This is a genomic window from Sorangium sp. So ce381 (assembly GCF_051473845.1).
GTDB classification, from domain to species: Bacteria; Myxococcota_A; Polyangia; order Polyangiales; family Polyangiaceae; genus Sorangium; species Sorangium atrum.
Genome location: NZ_CP150336.1, coordinates 7,821,691 through 7,841,871, shown reverse-complemented (window position 1 = coordinate 7,841,871; position 20,181 = coordinate 7,821,691). Strand labels below are relative to the sequence as shown.

At 69.8% G+C, this 20,181-nt stretch carries 12 protein-coding genes; 5 read left to right on the top strand and 7 right to left on the bottom strand.

Features of this window, described 5'->3' with window-relative positions; genetic code table 11:
* Positions 1-51: 51 nt before the first annotated feature.
* On the top strand, positions 52-1,272 hold the full coding sequence (locus WMF29_RS29045; protein WP_437323390.1) for a lanthionine synthetase C family protein: 1,221 nt from the start codon (positions 52-54) through the stop codon (positions 1,270-1,272).
* Positions 1,273-1,316: 44 nt separating this feature from the next.
* Here the strand turns inward: WMF29_RS29045 and WMF29_RS29040 are convergent, their stop codons facing one another.
* The gene (locus tag WMF29_RS29040) at positions 1,317-2,240 is read right to left on the bottom strand and encodes a hypothetical protein (RefSeq protein ID WP_437323389.1); all 924 of its coding nucleotides are present in this window, start codon (positions 2,238-2,240) and stop codon (positions 1,317-1,319) included.
* Positions 2,241-2,608: 368 nt separating this feature from the next.
* Between WMF29_RS29040 and WMF29_RS29035 the strand changes: the two genes are divergently transcribed.
* Positions 2,609-5,614: a PEP/pyruvate-binding domain-containing protein gene (locus tag WMF29_RS29035; protein ID WP_437323388.1), complete on the top strand. Its 3,006-nt coding sequence runs from the start codon at positions 2,609-2,611 to the stop codon at positions 5,612-5,614.
* Between the two features lie 159 nt (positions 5,615-5,773).
* Positions 5,774-6,811 (top strand): hypothetical protein, encoded by a 1,038-nt coding sequence (locus WMF29_RS29030; RefSeq protein WP_437323387.1) that lies wholly within the window; start codon positions 5,774-5,776, stop codon positions 6,809-6,811.
* Positions 6,812-6,963: 152 nt separating this feature from the next.
* On the opposite strand, the gene WMF29_RS29025 is transcribed toward WMF29_RS29030, so the two are convergent.
* Positions 6,964-7,134 carry a transposase DNA-binding-containing protein gene (locus tag WMF29_RS29025; RefSeq protein WP_437323386.1) on the bottom strand — a complete coding sequence of 57 codons (171 nt, stop codon included), beginning with the start codon at positions 7,132-7,134 and terminating at the stop codon, positions 6,964-6,966.
* A gap of 179 nt (positions 7,135-7,313) precedes the next feature.
* Positions 7,314-8,084, bottom strand: coding sequence for a hypothetical protein (locus WMF29_RS29020; RefSeq protein ID WP_437323385.1), 771 nt, complete (start codon positions 8,082-8,084; stop codon positions 7,314-7,316).
* 599 nt (positions 8,085-8,683) lie between these two features.
* Between WMF29_RS29020 and WMF29_RS29015 the strand changes: the two genes are divergently transcribed.
* The gene (locus WMF29_RS29015) at positions 8,684-9,724 is read left to right on the top strand and encodes a Gfo/Idh/MocA family protein (protein WP_437323384.1); all 1,041 of its coding nucleotides are present in this window, start codon (positions 8,684-8,686) and stop codon (positions 9,722-9,724) included.
* A 666-nt stretch (positions 9,725-10,390) separates the two neighbouring features.
* Entirely contained in the window at positions 10,391-12,826 is a 2,436-nt protein-coding gene (locus WMF29_RS29010; protein WP_437323383.1) for a right-handed parallel beta-helix repeat-containing protein, read from the top strand.
* A 144-nt stretch (positions 12,827-12,970) separates the two neighbouring features.
* Here WMF29_RS29010 and WMF29_RS29005 read toward each other — a convergent pair whose 3' ends face one another.
* From WMF29_RS29005 to WMF29_RS28990, 4 genes are all read right to left on the bottom strand, one after another.
* Positions 12,971-16,504, bottom strand: a complete 3,534-nt coding sequence (locus tag WMF29_RS29005) for an AgmX/PglI C-terminal domain-containing protein (RefSeq protein ID WP_437323382.1) — start codon at positions 16,502-16,504, stop codon at positions 12,971-12,973.
* Between the two features lie 110 nt (positions 16,505-16,614).
* A complete protein-coding gene (locus WMF29_RS29000; RefSeq protein WP_437323381.1) occupies positions 16,615-18,219 on the bottom strand; it encodes a carboxypeptidase regulatory-like domain-containing protein in 1,605 nt (534 codons plus the stop codon).
* A 228-nt stretch (positions 18,220-18,447) separates the two neighbouring features.
* Positions 18,448-18,948, bottom strand: coding sequence for a hypothetical protein (locus tag WMF29_RS28995; RefSeq protein ID WP_437323380.1), 501 nt, complete (start codon positions 18,946-18,948; stop codon positions 18,448-18,450).
* 865 nt (positions 18,949-19,813) lie between these two features.
* Positions 19,814-20,047 carry a hypothetical protein gene (locus WMF29_RS28990; protein WP_437323379.1) on the bottom strand — a complete coding sequence of 78 codons (234 nt, stop codon included), beginning with the start codon at positions 20,045-20,047 and terminating at the stop codon, positions 19,814-19,816.
* Positions 20,048-20,181 lie beyond the last annotated feature (134 nt).

Sequence of the window (20,181 nt, the reverse complement as noted above, 5' to 3'; positions counted from 1 at the left end):
GCGGCGGCCCGCGGTCGAGCGCGACGCTCGCAGAGCAGGCAAAGGCACCGTATGCTGCACGAACCCGAGCGCCACGAGGCATTGACGTCCGTCGCATGGGACGAGGACGTCGCCCGCGATGCCATCGAGGACATCGTTCGCGACACCGAGGGGCGCTCCTCGGACGACGCGTACTGGCCGCTGCACCCGAAGGACGTCGAGCCCGGCGACGACCCGAGCCAGCCGGCGCTGCCGCTCTACCACGGCGCTGCAGGCGTCATCTGGGCGCTGCGCTACCTGCATCAGGTGGGGGCGGCGCCGGGCGCGAGGCGCACCACGGGGCAGCTCGACGCGCTCTTGCTTCGCAACCGCGCATGGCTGGCCTCGATGCCGGGTGACGAGAGCGCCGCGTTCATGATGGGGGACACGCCCATCCTCCTGATGGCGCAGGGCGAGCGGCCCACCGAGGAACGAGCCGACCGGCTCGCGGCGCTCATCGAGGGCAACCTCGACCACCCGGCGCGCGAGCTGATGTGGGGGGCGCCCGGCACCATGCTGGCGGCGTCGTTCCTGCACGGGCGCTTCGGCGACGCGCGCTGGGCCGATCTCTTCCGCCGCACCGCCGCGCGCCTCTGGTCGCAGCTCCAGTGGTCCGACGAGCACGGCTGCCATTACTGGTCGCAGGACCTCTACGGCCGCCGGAGCACCTATCTCGACGCCGTCCACGGGTTCGTCGCGACCGCGCGCGCGCTCCTCCACGGCCGGCGCCTGCTGGACGCGGGCGACTGGGCAGCCTGGGAGCACGTCATCGCCACCACGATCGGGCGGACAGCCACGCGAGAAGGCAGAATGGCCAGCTGGCCGGCGCAGCTGGCTTTACAAAGCGATGCCCCGTACCCCCGGCTCATGCAGTTCTGCCATGGCGCGCCCGGCTTCGTCATCTGTCTTGCCGAGCTCCCCGGCCCCGCGCTCGACGAGCTCCTCTTGGCCGCCGGCGAGGCGACGTGGGCGGCCGGGCCGCTTTGCAAAGGCTCGAACCTTTGCCATGGCACGGGCGGAAACGGCTACGCCTTCCTCAAGCTCCACGCGCGCACGGGCGACGCGCTCTGGCTCCATCGCGCGCGCGCCTTCGCGATGCACGGCATCCTTCAGACGAAGGAGGACGCGCGCCGGTACGGACAGCTGCGCTACTCGCTCTGGACGGGCGATCTGGGGTTCGCGATCTACCTCTGGGACTGCATCCGGGCCAAACCAGCTTTCCCGACGCTCGATGTCTTCTATCCGCCCGCGTAGCGGAGCCCTGGAGGCACTGCGGCTCTCGCCCGGCTCACGAGGCCTCAGGGGCAGCTCGGCCGCCACGCGTCGTCGGCGAAGTACCTGGCGATGAGATCGTGGAGCGGGCGATCGTAGTCGCGCAGCTCGGCCCGGGTGTCGATCTCGTTGTGGATCCCGTTCGTGGGGATCGCCTCGGTGTTGGCGTCGAACCAGGACTGGACCCCCTCGGCCCAGTATTCGTCCTTGTTCGTCGCCGCGTAGGTGTTCTCCCATTTCCCGGCCTGGAGCGCGGCATCGAAGACGTCCTCGAGCTCCCTGTCGAACGTCGGCTCGACGAAGGCGATGCCCATGATCGCGATGGCGTGCGAGAACTCGTGCACCAGGATGTCCTCGCCGAGGTACGGATCGCTCGGATAACACAGGACGTTTTCCTCCGCGCAGGAGCTCGCGGGCCGGGCGGGGGTCGCGCCGAGGCCGCGGGCGCGCGTGTCCCAGTCCGTCCCCGGGAACGCCTCGTACAGGTCGCTGTGCTCGGGGATGTCGGTTGTCACCTCCGTCTCCGCCATCACGGCGACGCGCGTGTGGTTCTCGATCATCGCCTGACGCACGTCGTCGCGGTGGCCGAGCATGCGGACGACCACCGAGCACGCGCGCAGCAGCGCCGCGTCGGGCACCTTCTCGGAGCTGATGACGGGAATCCCGGCGGCGTCGATGTACTTCTCGTAGAAAGGGTCGAATCCCAGCTCGGGCGGCACCTCCGAGACGCTCCCGCACCCGCCCTCGGGCTCTCCGCCGCCGCCGCCGCCGCCGGCCCCGGCGCCCGTCGCGGCGCTGGAGGTCGCGCCCTCGGCCGCGCTCGAGCTGGCCTCCGCGGCGCCGCCGGAGCCGCCGCTGCCGGCTGGACCCGCGCCGCCGCCGCCCGCGCCGCCCTCGTCGGCCGGCGACTCCGAACAGGCGGCCAGGGCGCAGGTGAGGAGAGCGATCAACACAGCTCGTCCAGGCACGCTTTCACGCATGCGCGCGATGCTACATGAGCTCAAGCCAGCATCCAAGTCGCGCGCCGGCGGAATGGGCAGTTGACCGTGTGAGCCGGCGCAGCCCCCTGGCGGTGACGGCGCAGGGGCTGGCACAGCCCGGCGCAGGGCGGGCCAGGCGGTGTGGCCGTGCGGCTTGGTTCCATGCGTTTTCTGCGCCGGGCCAGGCGCCGGTGGTTGCGGCACGCTGCGTGCTGGCGGAGCGGAGATGATGGGGCGGGCATGACGGAGCAGGCACCACGGGAGCACACATGACGGAGCGCTCACCCAGCAATCACCACGTTCATCCTTTGTCTCAGCCGCGCGTGGGTGCGGCCCTCTTGTCGCTCGCCCTTGGCGTCGGCTGCTCGGGCGAGACCCAGCTCCCGACGGAGGAGCAGCCGCCGAAGCCGGAGGTGTGCGACTTCGAGCTTCCCGTGGCCGCCGCGCCCGCGCTGAGCGGCGATCTCCGCATCAACGAGGTGATGACGGGCAACGACGGCGCCTGGGTCGACGAGGTCGGCGAGACGGACGACTTCATCGAGCTGATAAACATCGGCCAGCGCGCGCTCGATCTCGGCGAGTACTCGGTGAGCGACAAGTCCGGCAAGGCGACGCCGCTGCCGCGGATGACGATCGAGCCGGGGCGAGGGGTGCTGCTCTGGGCCGACGACACACCGGAGCAGGGCCCGCTGCACCTGCCGTTCAAGCTCTCGAACTCGGGCGCGCGCGTGGCGCTGTGGTCGGCGTCGTGCCAGCTCGCCGACCTGGTGAACGTGCCGGAGCTGCCGCGATCCGAGAGCTACGCGCGCTTGCCCGACGGCACGGGCGAGCTGTCGATCTGCCGCTATGCCACGCCCGACCGGGAGAACGGCGAGACCTGCGGCCCGCCGGATCCGCCGAACCTCGACGACAGCATCCGCTTCGCGCCTTTCGAGTGGCCCGAGCCGTTCCCGGCCATCGCCGGGCCGCTGGTCATCTCCGAGCTCTCGCTGCGGCCGGCGGGGTTCGTCGAGGTGCTGAACGCGAGCGGCGCGCCCGTCGCGCTCGACGGCTTCGCGCTGCGCCTCGCGGCGCTCGCTCCGGGGCAAGCGCTGCCCGGCGCCGATGCGGGCGTGCTGATCGCGTGGCCCGAGCCGTCCGCCACGCTCGCGCCCGGGGAGCGGGTGAGCGTCCCGGTGAGCGCCAGCGAGACGGCCGACCTCGAGGCCTCGCCGGAGTTCGAGGGCGTGGCGACGCTGTGGCGCGAGGACACGCCGGAGCCGAGCGATCGCATCGACTTCATGGCCTGGCCCGAAGGCGCGTCGCTGGCCCGCGTGCCCGACGCCACCGGGGCGCCGCGCTTCTGCGGGGCTGCGAGCCCCGGCGCCGCGAACGAGGGCTGCGCCGAGCTCCCGGGGCGCGAGCTCGCGAGCGGGCGCGCGCACCGGCTGGAGACGGCGGCGGACTTCGCCGAGCTGGCCGAGGGCGGCACCGCGGTCGGCGAGCTCGGCGTCAAGTTCGTGGTCGACATGGCAGCGAACGACACGGTGCACCTCCTGAGCACGCGCCAGTGGGCGCTCCACTACACCTGGGTTCGCGAGCAGATCCGGAAGGAGCCGCACCTCGATCGCTGCGACCCGGAGCAAGCCGCGGAGTTCAACGTCGGCTGGGGGTTGTTCAGCCAGACCGAGTACTTCCGGTCCGAGGGCCGCCGCTACCTCCTCGGCACCCTGGTCGAGCACACCAACGGCGCCAGGACCGTCGAGTTCTCGCCCGGCGACCAGATCGTCGGCGAGCAGATGCGGCGCGCGTTCTTCGCGGCCATGAAGGCGGTGCCCGACCCGGAGGCGTGGGCGATACGGCCCACCGAAGGGCGCCAGATCATCGAGCTGCGGAAGATCGAGGGGACCGCGCCCATCGTGGGGCCGAACGCGCCGTACAAGGGGCTCACGTACCAGTCGCTCAACCCGGCCGAGGGCTTTGGCACGCTGACGTTCGTCCCGGCGCGCGATCTGGAGTCGGCCGAGCTCGGACCGAACGTGATCGTGGTGACCGACGACGTGCCGAACGAGACCGCGTTCATGGGCGGCCTCATCACAGAAGCGTTCCAGACGCCGCTGGCGCACGTGAACGTGCTGGCGCGCGGCCGGGGCACGCCGAACATGGCCCTGCGCGGCGCGCGCGACGACGAGCGCCTCAAGGCCCTCTTCGGCAAGCTGGTGCGGCTCGAGGTGCGCGCGTCGGACTTCGACATCCGCGAGGCCACCGCGCAGGAGGCGGACGCTTACTGGGAGAAGCGCAAGCCGACCGGCGAGCGGCTGTCGCCGGCGCTCGACCTCTCCGTGCGCGGGATCGTGCCGCTCGACGCCGCGGGCTACGCCATGGGCGACAGCATCGGCTCCAAGGCGGCAGGCATGGCCGAGCTGTACCGCGTGAGCGGCGTGGGGCAGTATTGCCCGCTCGACCTGCTGCCGCTGTACGTGCCGCCCGCCGCGTTCGCGATCCCGTTCTCGCACTACATGGACCATTTCGAGGCGAGCGGCGCGGCGGAGCTCCTGGCCGAGCTCGAGCAGGATCCCGAGTTCCGCGCCGATCCGCACGCGCACGCCGAGGGCCTGGCCGAGGTGCGGGCGCGGATGCTTGCGCACCCGGTGGACCCCGCGATTTTGCGCGAGGTCACGGGCGCGATCGAACAGCGCTTCGGCGGCGACCGCGTGCGCCTGCGCAGCAGCAGCAACACCGAGGATCTCGCGACCTTCAACGGCGCGGGCCTGCACACGTCGACGAGCGGCGACCTGGACGCCGAGTCGAGCTCCATCGAGGACGCGCTGCGCACGGTCTGGTCGAGCCTGTGGAACACGCGCGCTTACGACGAGCGCGAGTTCGGCCACGTCGACCAGGCGCGCGCGGCCATGGCCGTGCTTGTGCACCAGGCCTGGCAATCGGAGCGCGCGCAGGGCGTGGCCATCAGCCGCAACGCGCTCGACGCCACCCGCGACAGCCAGTACTACATCAACGCGCAGATCGGGGAGGCCTCGGTCACCAACCCCGCGCCCGGCGTGACCAGCGACGAGATCGTGTACACGCCGCCGCCTCGCACGATCAAGGCGGAGTACCACACGCGCTCGAGCCTGTCGCGCGGGCGCGACGTGCTGTCGTTCCCGGAGATCCAGCGGCTCGGGTGCGTGCTCGAGTCCGTCCACGCTCATTACCGGCCGCTGGTCGACCCGAAGGGGGAGAACCACCTCTACGCGATGCAGATCGAATGGAAGCTGATCGGCCCGGAGCGCCGGCTGCTGGTCAAGCAGGCGCGGCCCTACAGCTTCGGCACGCTGGCGGCGCCAGGCGACTGCCGTGAATACTAGTCCGCGCTCCCGCCAGCGCACCAGCCTCTCCTCCAGCACCTGATATATCCGAGGATGTGCGTCACCCTATCCGAGGATGTGCGCCGCCGTTTCGCGTGTCCGCTCCGCACGATCTAGCGTATGCTGGATGACATTCTTGGACGGAAAGCGAGGAAACGCATGGCCAGCAGCGGACGTCTTCAGGGATGGATGTGCCTCCGCGCGATGACGGCGGCGGGTATGCTCGTGGGCTGCGGCGGCGAGGCGCCGACGCAGGACGGCGGAGTGGCGTCGACGGCTCTCCAGTGCTCCGTGGAGGAGGGCGTCACGCCCGCCTCGCTCGCGCTCTGCGCGATCCCGGGGACGGTGGGACAGCACCTGCCGCACGTGGGGCGAGCTCATTTCGACTATGATCCACCCGGGCTCGCGGTGGATCGCATCCACGGCCGCTATACGCCGCACCGGGGTGCGATCAGCTGGAAGGAGACGCCCGCCGCGGACAGCTATCTGCGCAAGATCAAGGCGGAGGGGAGCGTCACCCGGACCGCGAACGGGGCCTTGGCGACGTACGACCGGGAGACGATCGAGGACAGCGGCGCGGTGCACGTCACGGAGGTTGAGGAGACGTTTCAACCCGTGGAGCGCACCGAGGGCGGCGAGACGTTCCAGAGCTGTCTGCTCACGCGGAGGACGCGCCGTGCGGGCGGCAGTGATCTCGACTGGCTGACGCAGCAGGGAGAGTGGGACGGCGCGTCACTCTCTTACACGCAGGAGCGGATCTCGCGCACGCACGGCGGGCGGATCCAGCTCGACGGGCACCTGCAGGCGGACGGGTCGTGGACCGAATCCTATGAGGGGCGGTACGGCTGGTCAGATGTCTATGAAAGCTGGAGCGGCGACGCGGACGGGAACACACTGATCTACTGGGAGAGAAACTGGGGCGACGAGTACGTGTGGGGCACAGACGCGCGCGCTCGCGACGGCTCGCTCCACCGCTACATCCGTCATGTCTATGAGTGGTGCGTTCCCTGGGACGATTTCACTGTCGAGGCCGATGGCACGGGGGCCGGATCAGCGAGGATATGCGTGCCCGTCTACGTCGAGGAAGGCGGGTACGAGGACGTCGTTTACGCCGGCTGCACCATCGCCGTCGCGAACGGCTCGTGCGCGAAGACCTGCGACAACGGTGTCGTGTACTCTTGTAACGACCTCTTGTGATCGTGCCCGGCGCGCCCACACCTCCCGCTGGATCGTCCGTGGTTTCGTGCAACGGAGCGCCGCGGGGGGAGTAGGCCAGTACAAGAGGTTACGCGAGCTCAGCCGGACGATCTCGACCAAGGAGAAGCGCGGCATCGTCGGCTACAGCAGGCTCAGGATTGATCATATTTCCCCCACCTCCCTCGCGGCGCTCCAGCGTCCGGCGCCTGCGCCAGCTTCTGCACCAGCTTGGTCTGGCGCTTCGACAGCCGCGCATCGCCGAAGTGCGCGTCGCTCATCTCCTCGGCGAGCGCCGCTGCGTGCTCTGCTGCAGGTGAACCCATCCGCAGCTTTGAGCACGTCGCCCAGCACACATCAAGCGAGATGTGTAGGATCCTGAGACCGGAGTGCGCTTGCGCGCCGAAAACGCCGATCTGGGCCCGTTTCCTGTGCGGGAGACCGCCGCTCTGCTCTGCATGTCGCAGAGGTGGGCGGAAACCGCTCTAGACGCGACGCCTCGCTCTCATTCGAGGAAGACCGTGATCGGCTGGAGGTTCATGGTGGCCGAGCGGTTCGCCGGATCCGTGAAACAGGAAGGGTGATAGATGCCGTTCTTGGGGGCGATGGGCTCGCAATAGGTGTCACACGAGCCAAGACGCTGGATCGCCCCGCACGCTTGGATGGAGCCGGTCGTCGGGTCGATGTGCCCGGCGGCGCAGTCACGGAGGGCCGCGCGTGAGCCCGCGTCGTTCTCTGGAACATGGCAGGCATAGAGCGCCGGCGAGCTCCCGTAGAGGTTGCCCCAGAATGCACCCTCCTCCCTCGTGAACGTCGACAATTCCGGCGAGTTTTGTTTGTTGATCGCCTTGGTAGGTCCACGCGAAGAGAGCATGACGGGGACACTGTAGTAGTTCGTGCGCGCCGCGAGGCACGCCGAGATCCAGCGCTGTCCCTCACCATCCAGCGGGCCCCACGCCCAGCTCCTCACGAGTCCGAGCACGCCTGTGTAGATCTCGTCGTGATAGACGCCGGAGGCGTCGATCCAACCGAAACGGAACGATTGCGAGCTTTCGAGAGCGCATTCCACGGTGTACCTCAGGTGCTCGCGTGAGAGGGCGCCGTCCGGCCCGGGGTCCAGGATCGCGGTCAGCGCCTGCGGAGCAAGGGCGACGAGGCTCAAGGCGCCGACAGCCAGCGCGTTGGGCTTCAGCGCGTTGGGATTGAGCGCGTTGGGGTTCAGCGCGTTGGGGTTCAGCGCATTTCCGGCCTCCAGCGCGCTCTTCGCTTCGCCCAAGGGCCCTTCCAGCCACTCTCCGTCCTCGCCGCATCCGGTTCCGGCCAGAACGATGAGCGGTATGAGACATAGCATGGAATTTCGCGCCATATCAGTCCCCCACTGAAAGGCTGCAATTTTGGTAATAGTGGCAGAGTTTGCTGGTGCTGTCGAGCGGGAGAGCGGAAGTATTCACCTGACGTCCGACGGACGGAGACGTCTGGAGCGTGAAGGGGACCTCGATGGCGTGCTCTGTTCCGCCCCTGATCGATCTCGAGTACGTCATTGGCAGCGAGGAGATCGAGGGCCGCTCCCTGCGGCGGCGCCCCGGCGCTTCTGCAGGCACGTGCGGAGTTCGACGGAGACGGCCGCGAGGAGGATGGCGTTGATGATCTGCTGTCAGCGAGGGGACATGTCGAGGGTGCCAGGGCCCTTGTCGAGGACCTCGAAGAGGAGCACTCCGGTCAGGAGGCCGCCGGCGGTCCCGATGCCGCCTGGTGTCGGGGGCGCCTCCGATGACGCAGGCCGCCAAGGCGTCGAGCCCGTACATCAGGCCATCGTCAAGTCGAGCGTTTACAGGCGCGCCGTCGACCGTTAGCTTCGCGAGCAGCGAGGTGCCTATGTCCACATCTGCCCAAGGTCCGGAGTCCAACCAATCCCTCACCCCCGTGCGCTGGGGCGTCCTCGGGGCGAGCGCCTTCGCGTTGGCGGTCAGCCTACCCGGCATGAAGCGGGGGCCCCTGACCCAGCTCACCGCGCTGGCGTCGCGCGACGCCGGCAAGGCGCGCGACGCCGCGCGATCGCTCGGGATCCCGAAGGCGTACGGCAGCTACGATGAGCTGCTCGAGGATCCGGAGATCGATGCCGTCTACAACCCGCTGCCCAACCACCTGCACGTGAAGTGGACGGCGCGCGCGGCCCGCGCCGGCAAGCACGTCCTGTGCGAGAAGCCGATCGCGCTCAGCGCCAAGGACGCCGAGGCGCTGGTCGACGTCCAGCGCGAGACGGGCAAGCTGATCGCCGAAGCGTTCATGATCCGCAACCACCCGCAGTGGCAGCAGGCCAGGGACTGGGTGAGAGGCGGCCAGATAGGCGACCTTGTCAGCGTCCAGACGGCGTTCTCGTACTTCAACCGCGACGCCGCCAACATCCGCAACAAGAAGGAAGTCGGGGGCGGCGCGCTCTACGACATCGGCTGCTACGCGCTGAACACGTCGCGCTTCCTGTTCGGACGGGAGCCCGTGCGGGCCATCGCGCTCGTCGAGCGCGATCCCGAGTTCGGCACCGATCGCTTGACCTCGGGCCTGCTCGACTACGGCGGCGCGCACCTGACGTTCACGTGCAGCACGCAGGCGGCGGCCTACCAGCGCGTGAACGCGCTCGGTACCAAGGGCCGCATCGAGATCGAGATCCCGTTCAACGCCCCCGCCGACCAGCCGTGCAAGGCCTTCCTCGATGACGGCTCGACGCTGAACGGCAGCTCGGCCAGGGTCACCTCGTTCCCCGCCGTCGACCAGTACCACCTGCAGAGCGAGGCGTTCTCGCGCGCCATCCGCGCGGGAGGCCCGGTCGAGAACTCGATCGAGGTCGCGGTCGGCAACATGCGGGTCATCGACGCGCTCTTCCGCTCCGCCGAGAGCGGGCGGTGGGAGGGGGTCTAGCGGCGTGCTGCGCCCGGCGTCGCCGAGCCAGGCGGTCACCAACGTTTGCTGCGCCCACGGCGGCGACAGCGGCGAGGGGGCGAAGGCGGCAGCGGCGGCGACCCCGGCGACGGTGAAGGCAGGTCCAGGCCCGACGGCCGAACAGCGCCTCGACGGCTGCGCCGCCGTCGAGGCCGAGCTGGTCCTGCGCACGAGCACCGCCCAGGTCCCCCCGGAAACCCACGAGCTCGCACGAGCCGGGCTCGTAGGACGGCTCATGCGGGCGCCTCGGCCGGCCGCCGCTACGCACCCCTCCGGATCGACGACATCCGCGCGCCGTCCATTTCGATTGACACCAGCTATGTGAACGTTCACATTTGGCCCCCGTCATTCTTTCGCGTCGTCTCGGAGAGGTGCGTCATGCGCACCAGGCCTTTCTCTTCATGCGCGTTCACCGTGCAGGCCGGGCTGCTGGCTCCAGGTGAGGCGCATGCAGGGGGAGGAGCGTGCCGGCTCACCCGCTCGGCTGGCATCGCTGCTTCGTGACATCCCGCTGCTTCGCGAGGCCCCAGCAGCGCTTCCGGCAGCATCGCTGCGGGTCGGTTCCTTCCTGAGTTGACGTGATCTGGAAGCGGCGCTGTGCTCCGCGTCGGCGGCCGGCTCACCTTGCATTCGAGGCAAAAAATCATGCGTGAGCGTCACGATTCCACCGTTCGTCACGTCAAGGTGCTGGTTGCCGCATCACTCACGGCGTTCGCTGGGTTGGCTGCTTGTTCGTCGGACGGAGCGAGCCCCAACCTGGCTGGTGGCGGCAGCTCGGCCGGCGGCGGCGCAACCGGCGGAGCCGACGCCACTGAAGGAGCCGGAGGGGCGGTAGCGGACGGGGGCGGCGGCAGCTCGGGCGCGATGGCCGGCGGCGGAGCGGCCGGCGACGGCGGCGAGGTTCCGGACGAGACCGGGACGCGGCAAGCGGCGTACTACGTGTCGCCTTCCGGCAGCGATGGCAATCCAGGCACGGCCAGCGCGCCGTTCAAGACGGTCGCCAAGGCGCGCGACGTCGTCCGCACCGTCAACGCCGACATGACCGGTGACATCTACGTTTACCTCCGAGCTGGCACGTACAGCCTCACCGAGGCCATCGCCTTCACGCCATCGGACTCGGGCACGAACGGCCATCGCATCTACTATCAGGCTTACCCCGGGGAAAAGCCCGTTTTGAACGGCGCGACGAAGGTGACCGGATGGACGCCGGACGCAGGCAATATCTACAAGGCGAAGCTCGACCGAACGACGAAGCTGCGCAACCTGTACGTGAACGACGCGCGTGCCCTGATGACGAGCAAGCGGGTCACGTCGCGCGGAGGGGTCGGGACGTACAGCGTGACGGCCGGGCAACACAGCTGGGCCTGGGCGAGCGGCAGCGCGAGTGACGGCGCCAAGTACGATATCGACGCGGTGCCCGCCATCGCCAGCAACAAAGACGACCTCGAGATCGTGAACGGCACCACGTGGAACGAGAATATCGTTTGCGTTCGCGATGTCACCACCACACCAGACAACCTCCGCGCGCTGCTCTTTCAACAGCCCTACGGCGCCATTGCGCAGACCCCCGGTTGGAATTCGGGCTTCAGCGTCTCCGGTACCCACACAATTTACAACGCGCGCGAGTTCTTGAGCTCGCCCGGTCAGTTCTATTTCGACAAGACGACCGGCACCCTCTACTACTACCCGCGGCAGGGCGAGGACATGGCTCAAGCCGACGTGCAGGCGCCGATCGCAGAAAAGCTGATCGACATCGCCGGCGCCTCCACCGCTAGCCGCGTCAAAAATCTCACCTTCCAGGGCATCACCTTCGCCAACACCGACTACAACCTGTACAGCGTGGACGAGTCGCGCGGCAAAGCGACGGTCCAGGGCGCCACCGTCTACGTCGCCTACGGCGACGGCAACTGGCACAACAGCAAGTACGAGATCATCGACACGCTGCCCGGGATGATCACGGTCAACAACGCCGACTCGATCGACTTCATCGGCAACGTGGTGAAGCACAGCGGTAATGAGGGCATTTCCTTCATCAACGACGTCGTGAATTCCAGCATCCTCGGCAACTACATCACCGACATGGCCGGCAGCGGCATCACGGTCGGCCACCCGCAGCACGTGTACGTGGGCGACACCGGCCCTCACCACAGGTTCGGCTCGGGTGTCGAAGGCATCTGTAAAAACGACACCATCAGCAACAACCTGCTGTACGACGTGAGCTCACTGCCGGGCTTCGGTGGCCATTCGGGCATCACCGCGTTCTTCGTCGATGGCCTGAAGATCACCTACAACCAGATCCAGAAGACGGCCTACAACGGCATCAACCTGGGCTGGGGCTGGCGGAACTTCCCCGACTCGACCACCTGCAAAGACAACGCGATCAACAACAATCGCTTCATCGATACCTTGAGCAGGCTGCACGACAGCGGCGCGATCTATACGCTAGGTCAGATGCCTGGCACGACCATCAACGAGAACTACGTCAAGGGCATTCCGCCCGCGACGAGCGGCCCCACGTACGGCCTGCACAACGACGAGGGCAGCGCGTACATCACGCAGAACGACAACGTGCTCGACATCGACCCCGGCGTAAAATACACGATCAACTGCGAGGATTTCGGGGCCAAGCACCATCTCACCATCCTGAGGACGTACGCCACCGTGAACAAGATGGGCATCAACCCGCCCGATAGCAGGATCGACCCGCCGGTCGCGGTGCCGGACAACATGTGGCCGGCGTCGCAATACGAACTCTGCCTGAGCTCCGGCGTCCAGGAAGAGCACCGGGGCATCGTTCCCAGCAGCCTGCTCGCGGTCCAAGACTACGTGTTCCCGGCGAGCGCCTCGGTGGCATCCGGCACCAAGACAATCAAGATCAGGAGCACCGGCGCGGCGACCAACGCCGTCTGGCTCGCGCCGGCCGGCACCGGCACGTTCGCGGAGGGCGTGACGATGACGAAGGCGGCGGGAGACGCTACGTCCATCGCCGTGCCGGCCAGCGCCGGAACGTACAAGCTGTATGTCGTCGATGCGCAGGGCGAAAAGCTCGGAGAATCGGCGGCGCAGCTGCGGGTGCGCTGACGCGCCGCGGTGTGCGCGGCGCGGGCGGCAACAGGGCTGCGCCAGCGTCTGGAGTTCTAGGAGGCCGGAGAGCGCGGTGGCCAGGTTGTGCGTGTGCACGTGGTCGCCGGGTTGGATGTCCACGGTCGCCCGCCCCATCGCGCGTCAGCGCGTGACGGCGCCGAGCTCCACGAACGCTCCGTCGGTCATGACCACGAAGGGGCGCTCGTCGAAGGTCAGACCGCCCTTGCCGTCGTGGTCGACGATCTGGAGCTTCCCCATGCCGTAACCCATCGGCCCGCGCGCGTAGTAGTGCGCCTGCAGGGTGTACCGGCTGGCCCGCTGCTCCCGGGGCGCGCGGATGGTGAAGCACTCGGGCCCGTAGCCGGTGGTCACGTCGGCGTAGAGGTGCCCGCCGCCTGGCAGCGTCGGGTCGCCGTAATAGGCGTGGCCGCCGCGGTCGTCCCGGATGTGGAAGTCGACGTCGTTGGCGTCGGTCTCCCAGTTCAGCACGAAGCGGAGCGAGGGCGCGTCTTCGAGCGCGGCGCCGGCCTTCGCGAGCCGGGCCAGGATGGCCGCCCGGCGCGCGGGCTCCGCCTTGAGCCACGCCGCGGCGACCAGGCCGAGATCCTCGCGCAGGATGCCCTCCACGCCCGAGAAGCGCCCCGGCGGGTAGCGGCGCGCGATGCCCGCCTCGAGGGCGTCGAAGGCGGCGGCGTGCTCGCCCCGCTTGAGGCGGGCGAACGCGAGCAAGCGGTGGCTCGCGGGGTGATCGGGGCGCTGCTCGCGCGCCTTCTCGTACGTGTCGACCGCCAGCTCCAGGCCGGCGCCGCCCGCGAGCCGCTCCAGGCGCGCGCCGGCGAAGCGGCGGAGGTCCGCGCGCGCCGGGAACAGATCGATGAGCGAGCCGTACGCGCGGGCGGCGCCCGGCGTGTCGCCCGCCGCCTCGAGCGCCTCGCCGAGCGCGACGAGCGCGAGCACGTCGCCGGGGGCCTCGGCGTGCCAGGCCCGGGCGTCGCGCACCGCGGCCGGCGCGTCGCCCCGGGCGAGGGTGTCGTGGATCTGCTTGAAGCGGCCGGTATACGGCTCCGATCGAGGGGGCGCGGCGCCGTCGGGCGCGTCCGGCGCGTCGGGCGCGTCGGGCGCGGGCGCGGCGTCCGGGGGCGGGGCGAACAGGATCGGGTACACCACGTCGACGCTGCCGCCCTCGGGCGCGGGGAAGGTGAGGTCGCGGAAGGCGCGGACCACGCAGGAGACCGTGGCGCTGTCGGGCAGATCGGACCCGCCGTCGCGCGCGTTGGCGAGCGCGCCGCTCGGGTCGATGGTGAAGCGCACGGTGACGCGGCCTTGCAAGTCCGCGTCGCGCTGGAGCCCGCGCTCGTAGCAGAGGCGGAAGCGGCCGAAGTTCTGGCGGACGATGCGCTGGATCACCTCCGGCGGGAGGCGGCCGCTCACCTGGGTGGCGCCCATGCGGACCTGCGGCGCCCTGGTCCGGTGGCTGCCAGCGAGGCGGCCGTGGCCGCTGCCGAAGCCCTGGCCGGTGCCCGTGGCCGACGCGGCGCTCGGCGCGGGCGCCGCGGCCCCGCTGCCGTGGCCGATGGAGCCGATCGCGCCGAGGCCGATGCCCTCGCCGCGACCGCCGCCGCCCTCGCCGACGCCCGACAGCCCGAGCCCGCCGGCGCTCCCGCTGGCGCCCGACGGCGCGGGCCCCTCCTTGAGGAAGGCATATCGGGTGTCCGCGCCGGCAGGAGGCGCCGGCGGCGCGGGGGGAGGGCGCAGGGCAGCGCTCCCGCCAGGGGAAACGTCGGCGCTCTGCTCAGTGGCAACCTCGGCGCGCTCGCCAGGCGAAGCGCCGGCGAGCGGGCTGGTGGCCGGCGCGGGGGCCGACGGCTTCCCGGCTTGCGACCGCGAGCGCCTCTGCACGGCGACGCGGCCGCCCTCCACGGTCAGGATGTCGGAGAGCCCTCGCCGGGCGATGTCGAAGCGCGCGTAGTCGTGCTCGGTCTCCAGCACGAGCAGCGCGGTGTACGGGCTGAGCACCCGGTGCGCGATCGAGAGATCGATGATCTGCTTGCGGATCGCGTCCTGGTCGCCCGCGGCGCCCTCTCGGGCGAGGAGGCCGTCGATCTTCGCCCGCGCCCACGAGCGCTCGAGCAGCGGGCGCTCCACGCCGCGGAGGTCGGGCGTCGTGGTGCGGCCGTCGACCGTGAGCCGGACGGGCAGCGCGGCCGGCACCTCGGCGTAGACGAGCGCCTCGTCGCCGGGCTGCACGCCGTTCAGGGTGCGGGGCCAGACCCAGCGCGCGCCCTCGATGTTCACCGCGATCCCCGAGCGCGTGGCCGAGCCGAGGCGCCGCTCGATCTCGGCGGCGCCGCGCGCGCCGTCGACCACGGCGCCGTCGCGGGGCAGGCCGGCCGCGACGAGCTGCCGCAGCGCGGCCTCGTCGCGGAGGCCGCCCAGCGCGACCGCGTCGAGCCGCTCGACCCCCGCGCCCCGCAGCGCCGCCGCGGCGCCGCGCAGCGCGCCCGGCGCGACCTCACCCGCCGTCGCGATGCCGTCGGAGAGCAGCACGACGCGCCGCTGGCCGCGGGCGCGCGCGCGTTCGCCGGCCCAGCGGAGCGCGCGCCCGAGATCCGAGGCGCCGAGCGCTTGCCGCTCGCGGATGCGCGCGATCTCGGCCTCGCCGAACGCCGACGCCGCGCCGTCGAAGATGGGGGTGACGGCCTGGTCGTAGCAGGCGACGGTGAGCGGCGCGCCCGGGCCGCCTGCCTGGGCGACCGCCCGCGCGAGGGCCGCGAGCGCGCCGAGCTGCTCCTCGAGCCCGAGCGCGCGCGAGGCGCTCGTGTCCACGAGGATCACCGCGGAGGCGAGCGGATCGGGCCGCGCGTCCACCGGAGCGTTCACGCGGGCGAGCACGAGCTCGCCGCTGCGCAGGCCGCCGCGCGCCTCGATCGACGTGAGCCGCGCGGGATCCACCACGAAATCTGCCTCGGGCGCGGCGTCGTTCCGGCGCAGCGCGTGGACGGGCGCGGCGGCGCCGGCGACGGCGGCCTCGATGTCGAGGCGGCTCACCGTGGGCAGGCCGCGCAAGGGGACGGTGAAGGGCGCGCCCGGGCGGAGCTCCTGGGAGTACGACAGGACGATGTGCTTCACGCCGCGCGCCGGGATGGGGAAGACCCGCGCGCTCACCTCGTTGCCCGCCGCCTGCTCGAGCAGCGCAGGGTCCTGCTTGCGGTGGAGGAAGTCCTCGTACGCCTCGCGCGCGCGCTGGAGCTCGACGACCTCGCCCTCTTGCCACCGATCGTCGATCTTCATGGCGAGTCGCCCGACGCTCGCGCCGGGCGGCAGCGTCACGCTGAAGGTGCCCTCGAGCACGCGATCCTCGGGGTTCTCGAAGGTGAGGTGCAGCTCGGCGAGCGCGAGCGGCGCCTCGATCACCGCGCGGCCGGTGAGCGCGACGAGGCGCAGCCCCGTGCCGTCCGCGGCGGTGAGCCGGAACGGCGCCGCCTCGGCGCGGCGCGCCGCGACGGCGAAGGCCGGCGCGGCGGGCAGGGCGCGCGGCGCGGCAGGCCCCGGCCCGCGCGAGAGCGAGGCGGGGGTGGCGGGCGGCGAGGGGCTGTCGGCGCAGCTGAAGAGGGCAGGGACGAGGGCGGCGATCGCGGCGAGCGCAGCGCGGCTGCGGAGGAGGGCTCTGGGCACGGGGGATCTCCGGTCGTTGCGCGACGGGCCGAGCCTGAGCGCGGACCCGCCAGCGGTGGGGCAGGGCGATCGACAGCCCGGGCGGGCCGGAGGTTCCCGCCTCGCGCCGCTCAGTCGCCGGTGAAGTGCGCCGGAGCCACCGAGTCATCCTCTGGCTGGGGCTGCCCGGCCACGTCCAGATCCGCCTGCGCGACGCCGCCGTCACGAACGACGGCCGAGGTGCCCTCGACCGCCGAGGAGACCATGACCATGTAAGCGCCATCCGGCAGCCCTGTCGCCCGATAGGTCCCGTCGTTGCTCGTCGTGACGTGGCGCATGTCGAGCCCGGGCTCGCCCTGGTTGCACGCGACCACGACCTGGACACCCCGGAGCGGCTTCCCGCCGCTGGTGATGCGCCCGCGGATCTCGCCCGAGCTGTCCGCGGGAAGAGAGATGTCCCGCTCGACGACCTGCCCCTCACTCACGTTGGCGTACACCACGGTATGCTGCGACTTCGCCACCAGCTCGAGGCGCATGACGGCCGCCGGGAGCTTCTCGAAGCGATAGCGCCCCTCGGCGTCGGTCACCGCGTTCACGAAGCCGATGCTCCGGTGAGACGCCATGATCTGCGCGCCGGCGACAGGCTTGCCGTCGCTCCCCCGCACGACGCCGGCGACGCTGCCTCCCCTGGACATCCTGAGCTGGATCGGGTCGAGCGCGTCACATTGCGCGACCTGGACCTGGGCCGTCGTCGCGGCATAGCCGCCGTCATACGCGCGGACCAGGATCTCGCCGGGAGGGACATGCTCCAGCCGAAAGCGCCCTTCCAGATCGCTCTGGGCCTGGCTCGCGGCATCCATCGACCCCTGGCTCGACGAGCCCGTGGTGAAGCGCGTCTCCGCGTCGAGGAATATGCCGACGAGCGGCGCGCCGTTCTCGTCATGAACCGTCCCCGTCAGCGTGCACCCGTGCGAGAGCGTCAGCTCGACGTTCTGGGTCTTGTCGGGCCCGACATGGACGGGCGCTGAGAAGACAGGAGCGTAATCGGCCGCCGTGACCCTGAGGAACACCGGCCAGCCGGGGACCTGCTCCACGCGGAAGGCCCCGTCCGCCGCGTCGAAGCGCTTCGACCAGAGGGGCGCGGGCGCTGCCGTGCTGTCGGGGGACAGCGCGACGATGTCCACCGTGAACTCCGTTATCGGCTCCTTGCGCTCGTTGTAAACATGCCCATCGACGATCCCGCTCCTCGGGAGCAGCAGGGCGACGTCGTCCCCGCTGTGCGCGACGACGAGCATGGGGCCGTATCCCTCCTTGTTGCTGACGAGGTTGTAGGTTCCGTTCGGGGCGCGGATCTCGAAGCGCCCGTGCTCATCGCTCTCGGCCGACGCCGCCGTCGTGGGGAAATTGCCGGCGACATCGAAGGTCGTCGCGGCGATCGTGACGCCGGCGACCGGGGCGCCGCTCAGGTCGTAGACGGTCCCGGAGATCGGCGGCACCTCCGTGGCAGCTTGGTCCAGAGGCGCGGCGGGGCGATCCCATCGCGCACGGTTGACGTAGCCTGACTTTTGCTGATGCGTTGGATGCGTTGAAGAGGGGGCGGCGGGCTCGGGCAGCGCGGCGCGCGGCGCGTCGTGCTTCAGGCGGAGGAGCAGGAAGGCGGCGAGCGCGAGCGCCGCCAGCGCGCACCAGAGCGGCCATCGGCGGGGAGTATCGTGATGCAGGACAGGCGGTTGCATGAGAACGTCTCCATCCGATCAGGGTGAGGGGGCTGCGGCGCTCGCTGCGATGCCACGACAAGGAGCAGGACCCTAGAGGGCGACTCCCGCTCGCTCCCGGGCAAGGCAGCGGCTGACACGGGCGATGATGGCCGGGCGCAAGTGAGCAAATCTCCCGGCCGCAAGGCGCGGTCCGGGAGATCTGCTCACCCGCCGTCCGCATGGCGGCGCGTCGGGCGGCGCTTGGTCTTAGTTGATCGTGATGCCTTGGATGAAGCCGAAGGAGAACGGATCCCGGAACGTCCCGCCGAAGCTCGGCGTGCCGGCTGCCGTCTCGCCCAGGACGATGGAGGCGCTGATGGTGGTAAAGCCTCCACCTTGGGGCCCGAACGCCATGTTGAACTGATTGAATCCACTGCAGTTGGTATTGAAGCCGGTGCCGGCATACATCGTGGTATTGATGTCCGCGTCCGGACAGTTGGGGTTGGTGGTCGTCTTTACCTCGCGGACCGTGCAGCTGCGGGACGCTGTCCCGGCGTTGTTGGTCCAGGACATGCCGATCAAGCATGTTCCGTTCGGGGCCAGGAGGTTGTCACCCAGGCCGTTAAAATTGATGACGTTGATGAAGTTCGCCGAACCGGCCGCCTGCCCTTCGATGAAGATGGCGCGCGCGAGATTTCGGTCAACTGCCATGGCGCTCCCCGAGATCGACATGGTGGCGAGTGCGGCGAGGATGATGATCTTCTTCATAAGAACAGCTCCTTGTATTCGTGCCCTGTAGAACGTACGCCTTGAGATGATCGCGCGGTGATAACCCCCCGGAGAGCGACAGATACGCCTGCTCTCCTGGAGCCATGCGCTACCCGAAGACCGCTGCGCCGATGATGTCTGGCGAGGAGCTCGCACGAAGGTCACCGTGGGCCTCGCTCCCTCCCGTCGACTTCATGGCGCGTGGCGCCAGCGGAGAGAGCACGCCACAGCGGACCTCTCCGAAGTACGCCCCGATGAAACCGGAACTCCTGTCGGCTTGAACAGGAACTCCTCGAATCGGACGGGGCTGACGATACCCCTCATTTGCCAACGAGCAAGTCCTGGAGAAAGAAAGAATACATCAAACAAGCGAGAAACGCGTGGACGGCGCGCCACAGCTCGGTCGATCGCCGTGGTCGCACCCAAACTGCACAATTTTGGAACATCCCAAAGCGCGCCACGGGTCGTCCAGCCGAGAATGCGCCTGTTTGTCAGGAGCATTGTCAGACATGTCCAACGTGGTTCATCGAGCGATGCTGAACGCACAAAAGCCCCGTCCAGCGTGGCCAGCTCCAGGTGCGCTTGTGTCCTTCATTGTGCGCCCTGCCAAGGTCGCCGCGGCGCGGGGGTGCCCTCGGGCCTCGTAGAGGGCGCGCCGGCGCTTGCCCGACGACGGACGCCTCACAAGGAGAGCAGGGGATCTGTCCGATACGGACCGGAGGGCTCACGAGGAATGAGCTCGGCCCGCGAGGGGCCGGCAAGAGCGCTCGCAGGGAGCTTTGAGACGGACCGATGGCGAAAGCCGTCCAGCGGCAGCGGCCCAAGCACCGCGGTGCGGCCGCGCCCTGCTCCGCGCGATCCGGCTTCAGTGCATCTTGACGAGCTCAGTCGGTGATTGGAATTTCAGAATTTGGAGAATCTCTCGTGGGCCCTCCGCGTGCGTATCTGGGGCGGAAATCTCGTGTCCATGGGTCGATGACGCGACCGGGCCGAAGGCATGATGGGTGCCCGCCGTGCACGCCGTCCGCACGCTCACCGCATGGACGGCGTCGTCGCGCGCCTTCACCACCGCGCCTCGCGGATCGATGGTGACGCGCACGGTGACGCTGCCTTTCAAGCTCTGGTCGTGACGGAGCCCGAGCTCGTAGCAGGCGTGGTAGCGGTCGAAGCGCTGGCGGACGATGCGCCGCGCAGGAGCAACCGCTCCTATAATGGAGCTGGCTCCAGCCTTCT

Bases quoted from the DNA above. Each gene is read 5' to 3' on its own strand.
- WMF29_RS28995 (WP_437323380.1), bottom strand. From the start codon at position 18,948: ATGAAGAAGATCATCATCCTCGCCGCACTCGCCACCATGTCGATCTCG.
- WMF29_RS29030 (WP_437323387.1), top strand. From the start codon at position 5,774: ATGGCCAGCAGCGGACGTCTTCAGGGATGGATGTGCCTCCGCGCGATG.
- WMF29_RS29015 (WP_437323384.1), top strand. From the start codon at position 8,684: ATGTCCACATCTGCCCAAGGTCCGGAGTCCAACCAATCCCTCACCCCC.
- WMF29_RS29025 (WP_437323386.1), bottom strand. From the start codon at position 7,134: ATGGGTTCACCTGCAGCAGAGCACGCAGCGGCGCTCGCCGAGGAGATG.
- WMF29_RS29010 (WP_437323383.1), top strand. From the start codon at position 10,391: ATGCGTGAGCGTCACGATTCCACCGTTCGTCACGTCAAGGTGCTGGTT.
- WMF29_RS29000 (WP_437323381.1), bottom strand. From the start codon at position 18,219: ATGCAACCGCCTGTCCTGCATCACGATACTCCCCGCCGATGGCCGCTC.
- WMF29_RS29045 (WP_437323390.1), top strand. From the start codon at position 52: ATGCTGCACGAACCCGAGCGCCACGAGGCATTGACGTCCGTCGCATGG.